Origin of the sequence: Flavobacterium suzhouense (assembly GCF_042684765.1) — a bacterium.
GTDB lineage: Bacteria > Bacteroidota > Bacteroidia > Flavobacteriales > Flavobacteriaceae > Flavobacterium > Flavobacterium suzhouense.
In genome coordinates, this window is sequence record NZ_JBHUMD010000005.1 from 342,966 (window position 1) to 357,080 (window position 14,115).

At 39.5% G+C, this 14,115-nt stretch carries 15 protein-coding genes; 11 read left to right on the forward strand and 4 right to left on the reverse strand.

The window, feature by feature from the left end; genetic code table 11:
• Positions 1 to 2: 2 nt before the first annotated feature.
• Positions 3 to 2,030: a M3 family metallopeptidase gene (locus ACFSR3_RS04585; protein WP_379819911.1), complete on the forward strand. Its 2,028-nt coding sequence runs from the start codon at positions 3 to 5 to the stop codon at positions 2,028 to 2,030.
• 58 nt (positions 2,031 to 2,088) lie between these two features.
• On the opposite strand, the gene ACFSR3_RS04590 is transcribed toward ACFSR3_RS04585, so the two are convergent.
• Entirely contained in the window at positions 2,089 to 2,613 is a 525-nt protein-coding gene (locus ACFSR3_RS04590; RefSeq protein WP_379819912.1) for a hypothetical protein, read from the reverse strand.
• 199 nt (positions 2,614 to 2,812) lie between these two features.
• Positions 2,813 to 3,475, reverse strand: coding sequence for a hypothetical protein (locus tag ACFSR3_RS04595; protein WP_379819913.1), 663 nt, complete (start codon positions 3,473 to 3,475; stop codon positions 2,813 to 2,815).
• Positions 3,476 to 3,645: 170 nt separating this feature from the next.
• Here ACFSR3_RS04595 and ACFSR3_RS04600 point away from each other — a divergent pair, with 170 nt between their 5' ends.
• The 6 genes from ACFSR3_RS04600 to ACFSR3_RS04625 are packed head-to-tail and all read left to right on the forward strand — an operon-like array spanning position 3,646 to position 6,559.
• On the forward strand, positions 3,646 to 4,152 hold the full coding sequence (locus ACFSR3_RS04600) for a GbsR/MarR family transcriptional regulator (protein ID WP_379819914.1): 507 nt from the start codon (positions 3,646 to 3,648) through the stop codon (positions 4,150 to 4,152).
• Between the two features lie 56 nt (positions 4,153 to 4,208).
• Positions 4,209 to 4,532, forward strand: a complete 324-nt coding sequence (locus ACFSR3_RS04605) for a hypothetical protein (RefSeq protein WP_379819915.1) — start codon at positions 4,209 to 4,211, stop codon at positions 4,530 to 4,532.
• The gene (locus ACFSR3_RS04610) at positions 4,529 to 4,873 is read left to right on the forward strand and encodes a hypothetical protein (protein ID WP_379819916.1); all 345 of its coding nucleotides are present in this window, start codon (positions 4,529 to 4,531) and stop codon (positions 4,871 to 4,873) included. Before ACFSR3_RS04605 ends, ACFSR3_RS04610 begins: the two co-directional genes overlap by 4 nt.
• Positions 4,874 to 4,886: 13 nt before the next feature.
• On the forward strand, positions 4,887 to 5,276 hold the full coding sequence (locus ACFSR3_RS04615; RefSeq protein WP_379819917.1) for a hypothetical protein: 390 nt from the start codon (positions 4,887 to 4,889) through the stop codon (positions 5,274 to 5,276).
• Between the two features lie 36 nt (positions 5,277 to 5,312).
• The gene (locus ACFSR3_RS04620; RefSeq protein ID WP_379819918.1) at positions 5,313 to 5,660 is read left to right on the forward strand and encodes a hypothetical protein; all 348 of its coding nucleotides are present in this window, start codon (positions 5,313 to 5,315) and stop codon (positions 5,658 to 5,660) included.
• Complete coding sequence (locus ACFSR3_RS04625) at positions 5,657 to 6,559, forward strand: TIGR01777 family oxidoreductase (protein ID WP_379819919.1); 903 nt, start codon at positions 5,657 to 5,659, stop codon at positions 6,557 to 6,559. The genes ACFSR3_RS04620 and ACFSR3_RS04625 overlap by 4 nt, the downstream gene beginning before the upstream one ends.
• Here the strand turns inward: ACFSR3_RS04625 and ACFSR3_RS04630 are convergent.
• Positions 6,554 to 7,372: a hypothetical protein gene (locus ACFSR3_RS04630; RefSeq protein WP_379819920.1), complete on the reverse strand. Its 819-nt coding sequence runs from the start codon at positions 7,370 to 7,372 to the stop codon at positions 6,554 to 6,556. The two genes, ACFSR3_RS04625 and ACFSR3_RS04630, sit on opposite strands and share 6 nt — an antisense overlap.
• Positions 7,373 to 7,507: 135 nt before the next feature.
• Between ACFSR3_RS04630 and gcvP the strand changes: the two genes are divergently transcribed.
• The 3 genes from gcvP to ACFSR3_RS04645 all read left to right on the forward strand — a co-directional run bounded on the left by gcvP (position 7,508) and on the right by ACFSR3_RS04645 (position 12,016).
• Positions 7,508 to 10,357, forward strand: a complete 2,850-nt coding sequence (gene gcvP / locus ACFSR3_RS04635; RefSeq protein WP_379819921.1) for an aminomethyl-transferring glycine dehydrogenase — start codon at positions 7,508 to 7,510, stop codon at positions 10,355 to 10,357.
• 101 nt (positions 10,358 to 10,458) lie between these two features.
• Positions 10,459 to 10,830 (forward strand): group III truncated hemoglobin, encoded by a 372-nt coding sequence (locus ACFSR3_RS04640; RefSeq protein ID WP_379819922.1) that lies wholly within the window; start codon positions 10,459 to 10,461, stop codon positions 10,828 to 10,830.
• Positions 10,831 to 10,957: 127 nt separating this feature from the next.
• The gene (locus tag ACFSR3_RS04645; RefSeq protein ID WP_379819923.1) at positions 10,958 to 12,016 is read left to right on the forward strand and encodes a 3-oxoacyl-ACP synthase III family protein; all 1,059 of its coding nucleotides are present in this window, start codon (positions 10,958 to 10,960) and stop codon (positions 12,014 to 12,016) included.
• A gap of 4 nt (positions 12,017 to 12,020) precedes the next feature.
• Here the strand turns inward: ACFSR3_RS04645 and ACFSR3_RS04650 are convergent, their stop codons facing one another.
• Positions 12,021 to 13,490, reverse strand: coding sequence for a lipopolysaccharide biosynthesis protein (locus ACFSR3_RS04650; RefSeq protein WP_379819924.1), 1,470 nt, complete (start codon positions 13,488 to 13,490; stop codon positions 12,021 to 12,023).
• Positions 13,491 to 13,589: 99 nt separating this feature from the next.
• Here ACFSR3_RS04650 and ACFSR3_RS04655 point away from each other — a divergent pair, with 99 nt between their 5' ends.
• Positions 13,590 to 14,114, forward strand: coding sequence for a methyltransferase (locus tag ACFSR3_RS04655; RefSeq protein ID WP_114757515.1), 525 nt, complete (start codon positions 13,590 to 13,592; stop codon positions 14,112 to 14,114).
• Position 14,115: the final 1 nt, after the last annotated feature.

The window sequence follows — 14,115 nt, forward strand, 5'->3', positions numbered from 1 at the left end:
AAATGAACGTACTTACTAAAAAATTCACCACCATACATGATACTGCACCATTCAGCAGTATAAAGAATGAAGACTTTTTACCTGCCATAAAACAAGGCATTGATGCAGCACGTAAAGAAATTGACGCGATAGTTGCTAATCCTGATGCACCTACTTTTGAAAACACCATTGAGGCCATGACCTTTGGCGGTGAGATCTTAGAGCGTGCTTCAAGTATTTTCTTTAATCTGCATTCAGCAGAAACTAATGATGAAATACAGAAGATCGCCATGGAGGTTTCTCCCCTGTTATCAGAATTCGGTAATGACGTAAGACTGAATTCGGCACTTTTTGAACGTGTAAAAGCGGTTTACAACCAAAAAGACAGCCTGAACCTTACTGAAGAGCAAAAAACATTGCTTGACAAACAATATAAAAGCTTTGCCCGTAACGGAGCCAACCTACCGGAAGACAAAAAGAACAAACTTCGTGAAATAGACATGGAGCTTTCTAAGATTAGCCTTCAGTTTGGGGAAAACGTATTGGCAGAAACCAATGCCTACCAATTACACATAACTAACGAAGCTGATCTTTCAGGTTTGCCTGAAGGAACTATAGAAGCAGCGCGTGAACTGGCAGCATCGCTTGAAAAAGAAGGCTGGATATTCACACTTGATTACCCTAGCTATGTTCCTTTTATGACGTATGCCGATAACCGTGAATTGCGTAAGGAACTGGCTATTGCTTTTGGTGCCAAAGGTTTTCAGAAGAATGAATTCGACAACCAGGAAATTGTTTTAAAAATAGCAAAACTACGCCATCAGCGCGCCGAACTTTTAGGCTATGCCTCCCATGCCAATTTTGTATTGGAAGAACGCATGGCTGAAAGCCCTGAAAAAGTAAAATCTTTCCTGAACGACCTATTAGCAAAAGCTAAACCGGCTGCTCAAAAAGAATTTGCCGAACTGACAGCTTTTGCTAAGGAAACTGACGGCATTGATCATCTGGAGAAATGGGATGGCGCCTATTATTCCGAAAAGCTGAAACAGAAATTATTCAATCTTGACGACGAGAAACTAAAACCATACTTCAAGCTGGAAAACGTGCTTAACGGCGCCTTTACCATTGCCGGTAAATTATACGGCCTTACATTTGAAGAAGTACAGGATATCGATAAATACCATAAAGATGTTACTACCTATGAAGTAAAAGACGAAAACGGTAATCTTGTCGCAATCTTCTATGCTGATTTCTTCCCACGCAAAGGGAAACGCAACGGTGCCTGGATGACATCGTTCAAATCGCAATATGTAAAAGAGGGTGTAAACGAAAGACCTCATGTTTCTATAGTTTGCAACTTTACAAAGCCAACTGAAACAAAACCTTCGCTACTTACATTTAACGAAGTTACCACTTTGTTCCATGAATTTGGGCATGCCCTACACGGTATGCTTGCCGACACTATTTATCCAAGCCTGAGTGGAACGAGTGTATACTGGGACTTTGTAGAACTACCAAGCCAGGTAATGGAAAACTGGTGTTATGAGCCGCAAGCTTTGGCCTTGTTTGCTCACCACTACCAAACAGGTGAAGTTATTCCAATGGAATATATTAATAAGATAAAAGAAAGTGCAAGTTTTCAGGAAGGAATGGCTACAATGCGCCAGTTAAGCTTCGGATTATTGGATATGGGATGGCATAGCGCCGATCCAGGCGGCATTACCGACCTTAAAGCTTTTGAAACCGAACAGTTTGCCCCTACCCAGCTTTATCCTGATGTAAAGGAAAACGCAATGAGTACTGCTTTCTCTCATATTTTCCAGGGAGGATATTCATCAGGTTACTACAGCTATAAATGGGCTGAGGTTCTTGATGCAGATGCTTTTGAATATTTTCAGGAGAAAGGCATCTTTGACAGGGAGACCGCTAATAAATTCAAAGACAATGTTCTTTCTAAAGGAGGAACAGAACACCCTATGATACTTTACAAACGTTTCCGAGGTCATGAACCAAGACCTGAGGCTTTATTAAAAAGAGCAGGATTATTATAGATTATCCTAAAATCTAATAACAAAAAACCCCGAAGCATTCGACTTTGGGGTTTATTTTTTAGGCCGGATTTGGCGCAAGACCTGATTCGTCATGTGGTTCATTTACCTGTGCGTCAGTTACAGGCGGTGTATTTTCCGATGATGGCGGACTGACTACAGCCGGTGTATCGGGCGGAGTAACTGGCGTTACAACAACAGGACTTGTTGTTGCTACCGCAGCACCTCCACTTCCTGAGTTTGCCATTGGCATTTTGGCAATATAAGTACTGAATAAGCCTTCAATAAAATCGCTACCCGCATAACCGGCCGCAATTACAGTAAAAACAAACTGATTCCCTATATATTCGCCATTTTGTACATCCGGCTGATCTGAAAAACCATTTACCAAAACATATAGCGCACCGGCTAAAAATCCAATAAAAAGGCTAACCATAAGTCGGCCCCCATTAAGATCCTCCTTGTTGCTGACTTGTGCATTGGCATCAGATAGTTTCTTTAGTCCGATAGCCATTCTAATACCCTGTCCCAGAAGACCCAGAAGACCTCCCAGTAAAATTTTTTCTATAATCTGTTGTGGTGTCATAAATTTAAATAGGTTAATGTGTGGATACAAATCTCAACATAAATCCAATTCCTGAAATAGGTGTTTTTACCTGATTTTCAAACCTCTCAGAAACAAAAAAATAGCCCCGGGATGAATCCGCAGGGCTACACATAATTACCGGTGCCAAACCAGCCAATAAACGACAGGCACCTATCATAAAATAACCATGTTTTAATAATTATTTTTTTGCAAGACGGGTTGAGAAATCGGAGATAACGTTCTGGTATTTGCGAAGTACCCTGTCCCAGTCGTGAAACTGTTCATCAGCCTTAACACTTGTACCGCTTGCCCCTGATGATTCGCTCACCAGTTTCACTTTAAATGTAAGTGGTTCCGATTTAGACAATTTTATTATAAGACGTGTTCTTATAGTATTCTGTTGAAACGACTGCACGCTCCATGCCGTACGCAGGTATGAAGTCTCTTTGTCGCTAACTTCGATAGCATCAAAATAATCGGTAACAATTTGCGAAGTAAGCTTCCATGCCTCATTAATATTCAGGTCCTTATTTACTTCAATAGAAAAATCAACATTAGCATGGTCAGTTTTAATGGAAGCTTCTTCAGCATCATCTCTTTTCATTTCAAAATAAACGCTTTTAGGCGCTTCCGGACCCGCTTTTTTCCCACATACGGTTGATTCATATTTAAGAAACCCTGGTTTTTCAACTTTCACTTTGTAGCATTCGTCTTTATCGATCTTTAGTTTATAGGTCCCTACAGCAACCTGCTGTCCGTTAACTATAATATTCGCATCAGGTTCAGAAGCGCTCACTTTTACGGTTTGCGCCTGTATTGCTGCACATAAAAGCAGCATCAGTATTGTAATTTTTGTTTTCATAATAGTATATTTTAAGGTTATTTATGATACCTCAAAATTCACTATTACCTTTTTTGAATTGCTTCTGTATATAACTGAAAAGGAATAGGTTTTTACCTATGGGGAATTCATCGAATAAATAACTTTCAAATATTTTTGAAAGTTTGAAAATAAATTTATACATTTGAGGTATGGAATTCAAAGAAGCAAAAAATAAGTTCGTACAAACCTGGGGAGCCTTAGGCTCTCAGTGGGGAATCAATAAGACCATGGCACAAATTCATGCCCTGCTCATGATTTCTCACGAACCGCTTTCTATGGAAGACATTATGGAGGAACTGCAGATATCACGCGGTAATGCCAGCATGAATCTACGTGCCCTTATGGATTGGGGCATTGTGTATAAAGAATTCAAACAGGGAGAGCGCCGTGAATTCTTTACTGCCGAAAAAGACCTTGATGAGCTGGCCGTAAAAATTGCACAGGAACGTAGTAAAAGAGAAATTAAACCTGCCCTTAAAGTACTAAAAGAAGTTTCTACCGGAGTAAAAGATGATAAATCTGCCGAGGCAAAACATTTTACCGATCAGACAGAAAAGCTGTATGACTTTGTGCTAAAAGCAGATAACATGCTCGAAAAAGCAACTGAATATAAAGACAACTGGCTTGCCGGACTTGTCATGAAGCTAATGCGTTAGCTTTTTTTATCAAAAAATGTTTCATTTTTTTCTGAAAGTTTAAAATTTATAGTATTATGAAAAAGTTACTCTACCTCAATTATTTTGCGCTTGCCCTTCCATTTGCATTGGCACTACCCGCCATATTTGATGTCAATCTTTTGATATTCGCCCTGCTTTCAACAATGATAACAGGAGCATTACAGGTCATCATCGCTTTGATCTTATTACTGATAACATCAAACAATAGTCACCTTTACCTTTATTGTGTCCTTACGATATCCTTTTTTGTCTTATGGAAAATATTTGATGTTGAATATTGGCTGTTTGCCCTCCCTCCAATACTGGCAGTATATCTTACCTATATTATACATGAAGAATATAAAAAATCAATTTTATGAACCTCAACATATTTGCATATGGAATCTTTATAACAATAGTCGTTTACATTATCATTATAGTAGGCCAAATTTGCTACCGCAATGGTAATGTATATGTATTGAGCCTTATACCAGGTCATGAAGACCTGTGTGTCAGAATAAATAAAATATTGCTTGTAGGGTATTATCTGATAAACATTGGTTATGCTGCCATGACTTTAATCAGTTGGCAAACCATTGTATCAGTCCCTCAACTTATAGAAATGATAGCTACAAAAACAGCAACAATAATCTGTATACTCTCAGTATTACATTATACCAACATATTCGTTCTTACCAATTACGTTAAAAAATTAATCTAACAAATTCAATATTATGGAAACTTCAAAAATTCTTATCGGTTATGCCATTTACTTACCTGTTGCGCTTACACTTACATTCATAGTTTCAAAAACACTCTTTAAAAACGGAAAGATATTCATGCTCGACATTTTTAAAGGCCGTGAAGACATTGCCAATGCCACCAATCATCTTTTTGAAACGGGATTTTATTTATTGAATGTTGGGTTTGCCCTAATGATTCTTCAAATGAGTGTTTACGACAATACTTACCAAACACTGGTTGAAGAACTGAGTTATAAGATAGGCGGATTCGCAATTTATCTTGGTATCATGTTGTTCCTAAACCTTTATTTCTTTTTCAGAGGGAAAAGAAAAGCTAAAGAAAGTCAAAGCCCCGAAAGAATAGTTTATAAAGGGCAGTAAATAATGTCAATTGATAAACTTAACGTTATCAACAAAATGAAAACAATACACAACATAAACACAGGGGCTGTTTTTTGTAATGTTTTTCTTTTTATGGTTCCACCTGTAGGAATGCTTTTAATGATGTTGCTTGGCACAATTCAGATTGTACTGGCATTAACATTAACTTTTTATTGGGCAACCCTAAATAAAAAGGAAAAACAACTGCTCAATCGCTATTGGTTATTTGTAGGTATCGATTTTATCTTCATAGCCTTAACACGCTGTCTCGAATATGATTTATTTGATTTACCGGGAATACTATTCTATTTTCTTTTTCCGGGATTCATAGCCTTCTATTTCCTTTATCTCACCAATTACATCTATAAAAACAGTAGAAAATGAAAAAATTAATCATCGCAGCAGGTACCGGATTTCTCGGTCAGGTATTGGTTGACCATTTTAAAACCAAAGCCGAAGAAATTGTGGTACTGACCCGCGGAAAATCAGGAATAAAAAATACCGTTCGGTATATTCACTGGGATGCAAAAACCATGACCGGCTGGGAAAGCGAACTCGAAACTGCCGATGTTCTTATTAACCTTGCCGGAAAATCAGTAGACTGCCGGTATACGCCAAGGAACAAAAGTGAGATCATGGCATCAAGGATAGACAGTACTGCTGTTCTCAATAAGGCAGTATTGCAATGCGCTAATCCGCCAAAGCATTGGCTCAACAGTTCTACCGCTACCATTTACAGGCACAGCGAAGACAAACAGATGGATGAGGTTAACGGCGAGATTGGATTTGACTTCTCTATGAATGTAGCGCATATGTGGGAAAAAGCATTCTTTCAGACAGAAACATTGCAAACCAAAAAAACAGCATTGCGAACCTCAATAGTGCTTGGTAAAAAAGGAGGGGCTTATATACCACTGAAAAGACTGGCTTACCTTGGTTTTGGTGGAAAGCAAGGCAACGGAAAGCAATTTGTAAGCTGGATACACGAAAAAGATTTTGCCCGTGCCGTAGCTTTTATTCTTGATAAAGAAATCGAGGGCGTAGTAAATGTGGTTTCTCCTACCCCTATCGGTAATACTGACTTCATGAGGACGCTGAGGGAAGTAAAAAATATAACGTTCGGTATTCCGATTGGAAGACTATTGCTAAAAATTGGTGCAAAAATCATTGGCACAGAGACCGAACTCGTACTGAAAAGCCGAAATGTTATCCCGAAGCGATTACAGGAAAGCGGATTTAAATTTATTTATGGGGATTTGGAAAAGGCGTTGATGAGGTTATAAACTACTTATCAGTAAAACCAGTCCCAACCAAAAGATCGGTATACTCTCCACCCAAAATAACGTATAGTATTTTGGGCGTTGAGGCGTAGCGTAAACCGTAAATAATGCCGTGGTAATAACCATGATGAGGTTCGCCGCTATCTGGCGATAATCAACATGGATCTTTAGAAATTCTAAAAAGAAGAACGGCACTAAAAAAATAAGGTTCAGTATTTTAGTACGCCTCACTCCTATCTGCTGCGGTATGGTTTTAAGGTGCGGGTCATCCTCCTTAAGGTCGATGATCTCAAAAATTAGTATCAGCATAATCACCAGCATAAACCTTTGGGTAAATTTCAGGAAGATATCACTGTTTATGGGTGCGTGCGCATTTAATATAGGCACAACTGTAGTGATACCTGCCCAGCAAAATGCCACAATATATATTTTTACCCCACTCCAGTTGCGCAGGTTTTGGGTATTCGGAAAAAACGGAACAGTATAAAGGGCAGTCAGTACCAGGAATACTATTGCTGTAATTTGGGTTATGCGTTCCAGAAACAAGAAGCTTACTCCGGCTGCAATCAGCGCGAGCGTACTGAGAAAAACTACAAATTTCACCCTTCTGCCAGCGGTTTTTTTTACGCGGAAAAGGCCGTCATACTTCATGAAATTATAACTGAACATGGTTCCGCAGAATCCAAAAACCGCTACTGCCCAGTTAAAGGGAATATGAAACATATGGTTGGTCATCAGTATCAGTGCAAGCACCGATGCACCAACGTGCATACTACCATAGACATAGAGCCAGAAAAGCTTTTTTATAACACTCATCTTACAAAATTAATCAATATCCTAACAGTAACATATTTACAATGAAAAAATCACAAAATTCGGTCGCAAAAAGGCATTAAAAATTGAATATAAATAACTAATTTTGTGCCTCTAAAAACAACGCATAAGAAAATAATGAAAACAGATGCTTTTGCTTTAAGACACATTGGCCCTAGGGAGAATGATCTGAAACATATGTTTAAGACCATTGGTGTCGAATCTATTGACCAATTAATCTACGAAACACTACCGGATGACATTCGCCTTAAGGCTCCTCTGAACCTTGAGCCGGCAATGACGGAATATGAATACAGCAGCCACATTCAGCAGTTAGGAAACAAAAATAAGATCTTCAGGTCTTATATCGGTTTAGGTTACCACCCTGCTATTGTTCCGGCTCCTATCCAAAGAAACATTTTTGAGAACCCGGGATGGTATACTGCTTATACACCATACCAGGCAGAGATTGCTCAGGGACGTCTTGAAGCTTTGCTTAACTACCAGACTACTGTAATTGAACTTACAGGTATGGAAATCGCAAACGCATCACTTCTTGATGAAGGTACAGCAGCTGCTGAGGCTATGGCACTTTTATTTGACGTGCGTTCTCGCGAGAAGAAAAAAGCTAACGCTAACAAATTCTTCGTTTCTGAAGAAATTCTTCCTCAAACCCTTTCTGTATTACAAACACGTTCAACTCCAATTGGTGTTGAGCTTGTAATAGGCAACCACGAAACATTTGAATTCAGCGACGATTTCTTCGGAGCTATGCTTCAATACCCTGGTAAACATGGTCAGGTTTACGATTATGCTGCTTTTATTTCAAGAGCAAAATCTAACGACATCAAAACAGCTGTTGCTGCTGATATATTAAGCCTTGTGAAACTTACTTCACCGGGTGAAATGGGAGCTGACGTTGCAGTAGGTACTACTCAGCGTTTTGGTATTCCTCTGGGTTATGGTGGTCCTCACGCTGCTTTCTTCGCTACTAAAGAAGAATACAAGCGTAGCATGCCGGGACGTATCATTGGTGTTACTATCGACACTAACGGTAACCGTGCTTTACGTATGGCACTACAGACTCGTGAGCAACACATCAAACGTGAAAAAGCTACATCTAACATCTGTACAGCTCAGGTACTTCTTGCTGTAATGGCAGGTATGTATGCTGTGTACCACGGACCAAAAGGTCTTCAGTATATTGCTGATAAAGTTCACGCATCTGCTGCTACAACTGTAGAGGCTCTTGCTAAACTTGGTATTGAGCAGGTAAACACTTCTTTCTTTGACACCATTCTTGTAAAAGCGGATGCTGATAAAGTTAAGGCTGCTGCCGAGAAAAAAGAGATCAACTTCTACTACCCGTCTAACGACACTGTAGCAGTTGCTTTCAACGAGACAACTTCTCTAAACGACATTAACGACATCGTAAGCATATTTGCTGAAGCTGCAGGAAAAACTGCTGATAAGGTAACTGCCCTTACTGAAACTGTTGCTATCCCTGGTTCATTAAACAGGACAAGCGAGTTCCTTACTCACGATGTATTCAACAAATACCACAGTGAAACGGCTATCATGCGCTACATCAAAAAACTGGAGCGTCTTGACCTTGCCCTTAACCACTCTATGATCTCTCTTGGATCTTGTACCATGAAACTTAACGCAGCATCAGAGATGCTTCCGCTAAGTATGCCAAACTGGAACAACATTCACCCGTTTGCTCCTGTTGAACAGGCTCAGGGATACCAGGAGATGCTTAAAAAACTTGAAGAGCAGCTTAACGTAATTACCGGTTTTGCCGGTACTACGCTACAGCCTAACTCTGGTGCTCAGGGAGAATATGCAGGACTAATGGTTATCCGTGCTTACCACCAGTCAAGAGGTGAAGGCCACAGAAACATTGCACTTATCCCTGCATCGGCTCACGGAACCAACCCTGCAACTGCTCACATGGCAGGTATGGAGGTTGTGGTTACCAAAACTTCTGAGAACGGAAACATCGACGTAGAAGACCTTAAAGCAAAAGCTATCCTTCACAAGGACAACCTTGCATGTTTGATGGTTACTTACCCATCTACACATGGTGTATACGAGGCTTCTATCATCGAGCTTACAAACATAATCCACGAAAATGGTGGTCAGGTATATATGGATGGTGCTAACATGAATGCTCAGGTTGGTCTTACTAACCCTGCAACTATTGGTGCTGACGTATGTCACCTTAACCTTCACAAAACGTTTGCTATCCCTCACGGTGGTGGTGGACCTGGTGTTGGACCTATCTGTGTTGCCGAACACCTTGTGCCATTCCTTCCAACAAACCCTGTAATCCCTACAGGAGGAAGCAATGCTATTACTGCTGTATCGGCTGCACCATGGGGTTCTGCACTTGTATGCCTTATCTCTTACGGCTACATCACTATGCTGGGCGCTGAAGGACTAACAAGCTCTACACACAATGCTATCCTTAATGCAAACTACATTAAAGAGAGATTAGCAGGACACTACGACACGCTTTATACAGGAGAAATGGGCCGTGCTGCTCACGAAATGATCATCGAATGCCGTCCATTTAAAGCTAACGGTATCGAGGTTACTGATATTGCTAAGCGTTTAATGGACTACGGTTTCCACGCGCCAACAGTATCATTCCCTGTAGCAGGAACATTAATGATCGAGCCTACCGAGAGTGAGAACCTTGAGGAACTTGACCGTTTCTGTGATGCGATGATCGCTATCCGTAAAGAAATTGAAGAGGCTTCAGCAGACGACAAAAACAACGTACTGAAGAACTCTCCACACACATTAGCAATGCTTACTACAGACAACTGGGATTTCCCTTATACAAGAGAAAAAGCGGCATTCCCGCTTGAGTACCTACACGAGAATAAATTCTGGCCTGGTGTTCGTCGTGTTGATGATGCCTACGGAGACAGGAACCTTGTTTGTTCTTGTGCGCCAATTGAGGCTTACATGGAAAACTAATATAAAGGGCTGCGATTGCAGCCCTTTTCTTTTACCAGTTATTGACTTATGTCATAAAAACGAATAAAGTCATTGACTACATTTGCTGAAAAGAATTTGAAATGAAAGACATAGAATCAAGAACCGACCTTGAAGTGTTTACAAGAGCATTTTACACACGCTTACTAAACGACGAGAGAGTTAATTATATATTTACTGATGTAGCTAAAATAGACGTGGAAAGTCATTTGCCTAAAATTACAGACTTTTGGGAACTAAGTATGTTTCATACAGGTCCATATCACAACAACCCAATGCATGTGCACATGGAACTAAACGATAAAGAACAGCTTACAAACGAACACTTTGACGTATGGTTGGGTCATTTTAATGATACTGTAGATGAATTGTTTGAAGGTGCAAATGCAGAAAAGATAAAAACACGCGCTCTTTCAATAGCTACAATTATGAAAATAAAGGTTTCTGCACTCTAAATTATTGACTGACTAATTTTTATAACAAAAAAATAACTATTCTTTAAAATAATATGCAAGCATATTACTTTTAACCTTTTCGTATGGTATATTTGGTTAACTTAGCCTTAAACAAACATGCTATACTATGAATATCAGGATAACAGGATCCGGGAGTTATATCCCAAACCGCGTTGTAACCAACGCTGACTTTGCAAAACATCTGTTTTTAGACGATGACGGAACGCCACTTTCATATACCAACGAAGTAGTAACCGAAAAATTCAAACAGATTACCGGCATTGAAGAACGCCGCTATGTAGAGGAAAACCTGCTAACTTCTGATATTGCTTATTTTGCGGCTCAAAAAGCTATTGAAGATGCAAAAATAGACCCTGAAACATTAGATTACATCATCTTTGCACACAACTTTGGAAATGTAAAAGACGGTGCTATACAAACGGACATACTGCCAAGCCTAGCCTCACGCGTAAAACACAGCCTTAAAATTAAAAATCCTAAGTGTGTTGCTTATGACATCCTGTTTGGCTGTCCGGGCTGGGTTGAAGGTGTGATTCAGGCACAGGCGTATATCAAGGCCGGCATGGCCAAAAGATGCCTTGTAATTGGTGCAGAAACACTTTCGAGAGTAGTTGACCCGCACGACAGGGACAGCATGATCTATTCAGACGGTGCCGGTGCCAGTATCATTGAAGCTACCGAAGAAGAAGGCGGAATCCTTGCTCACGAAACAGCATCCTACACTTTTGAAGAAGCCTATTTTCTTTTCTTTGGAAATTCATTCAACAAAGACCATGACCCGGATGTACGTTACATTAAAATGTACGGTCGTAAAATATATGAGTTTGCTTTAAGCCGCGTTCCCCAAGCCATGAAAGAATGCCTTGAGAAAACCGGTATACCAGTAGAGAATGTAAAAAAAGTACTGATACATCAGGCAAACGAAAAAATGGACGAGGCTATCATCCATCGATTCTTTAAGCTATATGGCAAAACCCCTCCTGCAGGCGTTATGCCAATGAGCATTCACACTTTAGGCAATAGCAGTGTAGCCACCATCCCTACTTTATACGACCTATTGATTAAAGGACAACTTGAAGACCAGGAACTAAACAAAGGCGATGTGGTTATCTTTGCATCAGTAGGCGCAGGAATGAACATCAACGCTTTTGTATATCAGATTTAAGGATTTACTTTCTGAACAATTTATTTAAGGCTTTGTCTATGGTAACATTTACCTGATAGACGAGCCTTAATTTATATACAGCTATTACATTTATAAGCAGGGAAAGTCCTGTTTTATAGACCAGGTTCAGCAAATGGTATTCTGAATCAGGTAAAATGTAAACCAAAACTCCGCTCAGGGCAAAAAGCAACATCATCTTTGCGAATTTAACATCAAAAGGCAAAAGCCCAAATTTCTTATAAAGAAACAGCAGCTTAAGGATATTAAACAGCGTTACCGATATAAATGAAGCATAGGCCACTCCTATTATACCTAATTCAGTGCAACCCAAAAAGAATACATTAAGCCCGATATTTACAAATATCAGACAACAGATAGCAATCATGTTGAACCTGTAGTATTTTGAATAGGTAATGATCTCGGTATTAAAACCAGTCGCCATATTGATAAGCACACTAAACCCTAAAATATAAATTATGGATGTGGTTTGTTTTAATGCCGGACCCGTAGGCAACAGACTGAAAAGATCATCTATACCCAAAACTATACAGCTGTACAATACTGCTCCTATAAAGAAAAGCAAGCGGGCTACTTCTTTGTATTTCACATTCAGCTCGGTAAGATTACCATCTTTAAGGTAATTAGAGATTAATGGTGCATATAGGGCAAACATTCCCACCGCAGGAATTTGTAATGTAGAGGCCAGTGTAGCTCCGTTACTGAAAATACCATTTGCTTCTTCGGATATCCAGTTATAGATAATTATACCGTCAATCCTGAATGCTAACAACGAGCCTAAACTTGCCGTAAAGGAAAAAAGGCTGTATTTGAAATAATCTTTCCTGGAAATTTCTCCGAACAACGTCTTGAACCTATAATTGAAGCCCGGCTTAAAGTGCCTGAAAAGGTATACTCCAATAAACACACCTATCAGCACAAAAGAAATTGCATAAATAAAGAGGGATTCGTTTACACCTGCTATGTTCTTTATAACCAAAAGAAACAATACCGGAAGCACAACCTTAGGTATAATTTTTTCGAAAAGCGTAGGTACAGCAAGTCTTTGCAGATCCTGCGCCTGTTTCCTGAAAAGATCGATATACGCCAATGCCAAACCTACCGGAAACGCAAAATAAATCAGCGCGGCATCTTTATAATCTGCAACTGTGTTAAAAACGAAAATTCCAAAAAGTACAAGTACGCTTACTGTCGCTACTGAAAGCATACTGTAATTGAACAGTTGTTTTCTTTTCTCATCATTAAGCTCGGGATAAAATTTTATGAGGGCATGAGAAGCTCCAAGCACCATAATAGGATAAAGCATCTGAGCCATATTATCAACAAACTTAATCGTTCCCGAAAAAGTAAAATCCAACGGATAGATAAATAGTGCCGAAATAATACCTATGGCAGTACCGAGGTAGTTGATAATAGCAAAGTAAACAACCTGCTTATGTAACGTTTTGCTTTTCAATAGTGAAGGGTGTGATATAAGCCAATAACAAATATAGGCTGCAATTATCAAATAAGACTATACTTTTTCATATTTTTGACCTTCAATATAATTGTCGCGATGTACGAAAATACCTTTCCCCATAAACGCTATGCGTTAACGCTTGAATTCCTCAAAAAACATATCCCTGTAAACAATTCCATACTGGATCTTGGTGTACAAAATCCTTTCTCTGAAATTATGAAGAAGGAAGGCTATACTGTTGCCAATACTACAGGCGAAGATGTTGATGTGGACCAAAGCGCGTTGGCAAAAGGTGGTTATGATGTATTTACGGCATTCGAGATTTTTGAACACCTGCTGAATCCTTTTACGGTATTACAGAATGTAAAAAGCGATAAGCTTATTATTTCTGTTCCGTTACGTCTTTGGTTTAGTCCGGCATATCGCAGTAAGACAGACATGTGGGACAGGCACTACCATGAGTTTGAAGACTGGCAACTGGACTGGCTTCTGGAAAAAACAGGATGGGTGATTAAAGACCGTAAAAAATGGACTAACCCTGCAAAAAAACTGGGTATCCGACCACTGCTACGCTCGATAACCCCAAGATATTATATTGTTTATGCCGAAAGGGCAAAATAAT

What these genes read in the sequence shown, in the direction of transcription:
- ACFSR3_RS04585 (WP_379819911.1), top strand. Translation starts at nt 3, where the DNA reads ATGAACGTACTTACTAAAAAATTCACCACCATACATGATACTGCACCA.
- ACFSR3_RS04590 (WP_379819912.1), bottom strand. Translation starts at nt 2,613, where the DNA reads ATGACACCACAACAGATTATAGAAAAAATTTTACTGGGAGGTCTTCTG.
- ACFSR3_RS04595 (WP_379819913.1), bottom strand. Translation starts at nt 3,475, where the DNA reads ATGAAAACAAAAATTACAATACTGATGCTGCTTTTATGTGCAGCAATA.
- ACFSR3_RS04600 (WP_379819914.1), top strand. Translation starts at nt 3,646, where the DNA reads ATGGAATTCAAAGAAGCAAAAAATAAGTTCGTACAAACCTGGGGAGCC.
- ACFSR3_RS04605 (WP_379819915.1), top strand. Translation starts at nt 4,209, where the DNA reads ATGAAAAAGTTACTCTACCTCAATTATTTTGCGCTTGCCCTTCCATTT.
- ACFSR3_RS04610 (WP_379819916.1), top strand. Translation starts at nt 4,529, where the DNA reads ATGAACCTCAACATATTTGCATATGGAATCTTTATAACAATAGTCGTT.
- ACFSR3_RS04615 (WP_379819917.1), top strand. Translation starts at nt 4,887, where the DNA reads ATGGAAACTTCAAAAATTCTTATCGGTTATGCCATTTACTTACCTGTT.
- ACFSR3_RS04620 (WP_379819918.1), top strand. Translation starts at nt 5,313, where the DNA reads ATGAAAACAATACACAACATAAACACAGGGGCTGTTTTTTGTAATGTT.
- ACFSR3_RS04625 (WP_379819919.1), top strand. Translation starts at nt 5,657, where the DNA reads ATGAAAAAATTAATCATCGCAGCAGGTACCGGATTTCTCGGTCAGGTA.
- ACFSR3_RS04630 (WP_379819920.1), bottom strand. Translation starts at nt 7,372, where the DNA reads ATGAGTGTTATAAAAAAGCTTTTCTGGCTCTATGTCTATGGTAGTATG.
- gcvP (WP_379819921.1), top strand. Translation starts at nt 7,508, where the DNA reads ATGAAAACAGATGCTTTTGCTTTAAGACACATTGGCCCTAGGGAGAAT.
- ACFSR3_RS04640 (WP_379819922.1), top strand. Translation starts at nt 10,459, where the DNA reads ATGAAAGACATAGAATCAAGAACCGACCTTGAAGTGTTTACAAGAGCA.
- ACFSR3_RS04645 (WP_379819923.1), top strand. Translation starts at nt 10,958, where the DNA reads ATGAATATCAGGATAACAGGATCCGGGAGTTATATCCCAAACCGCGTT.
- ACFSR3_RS04655 (WP_114757515.1), top strand. Translation starts at nt 13,590, where the DNA reads ATGTACGAAAATACCTTTCCCCATAAACGCTATGCGTTAACGCTTGAA.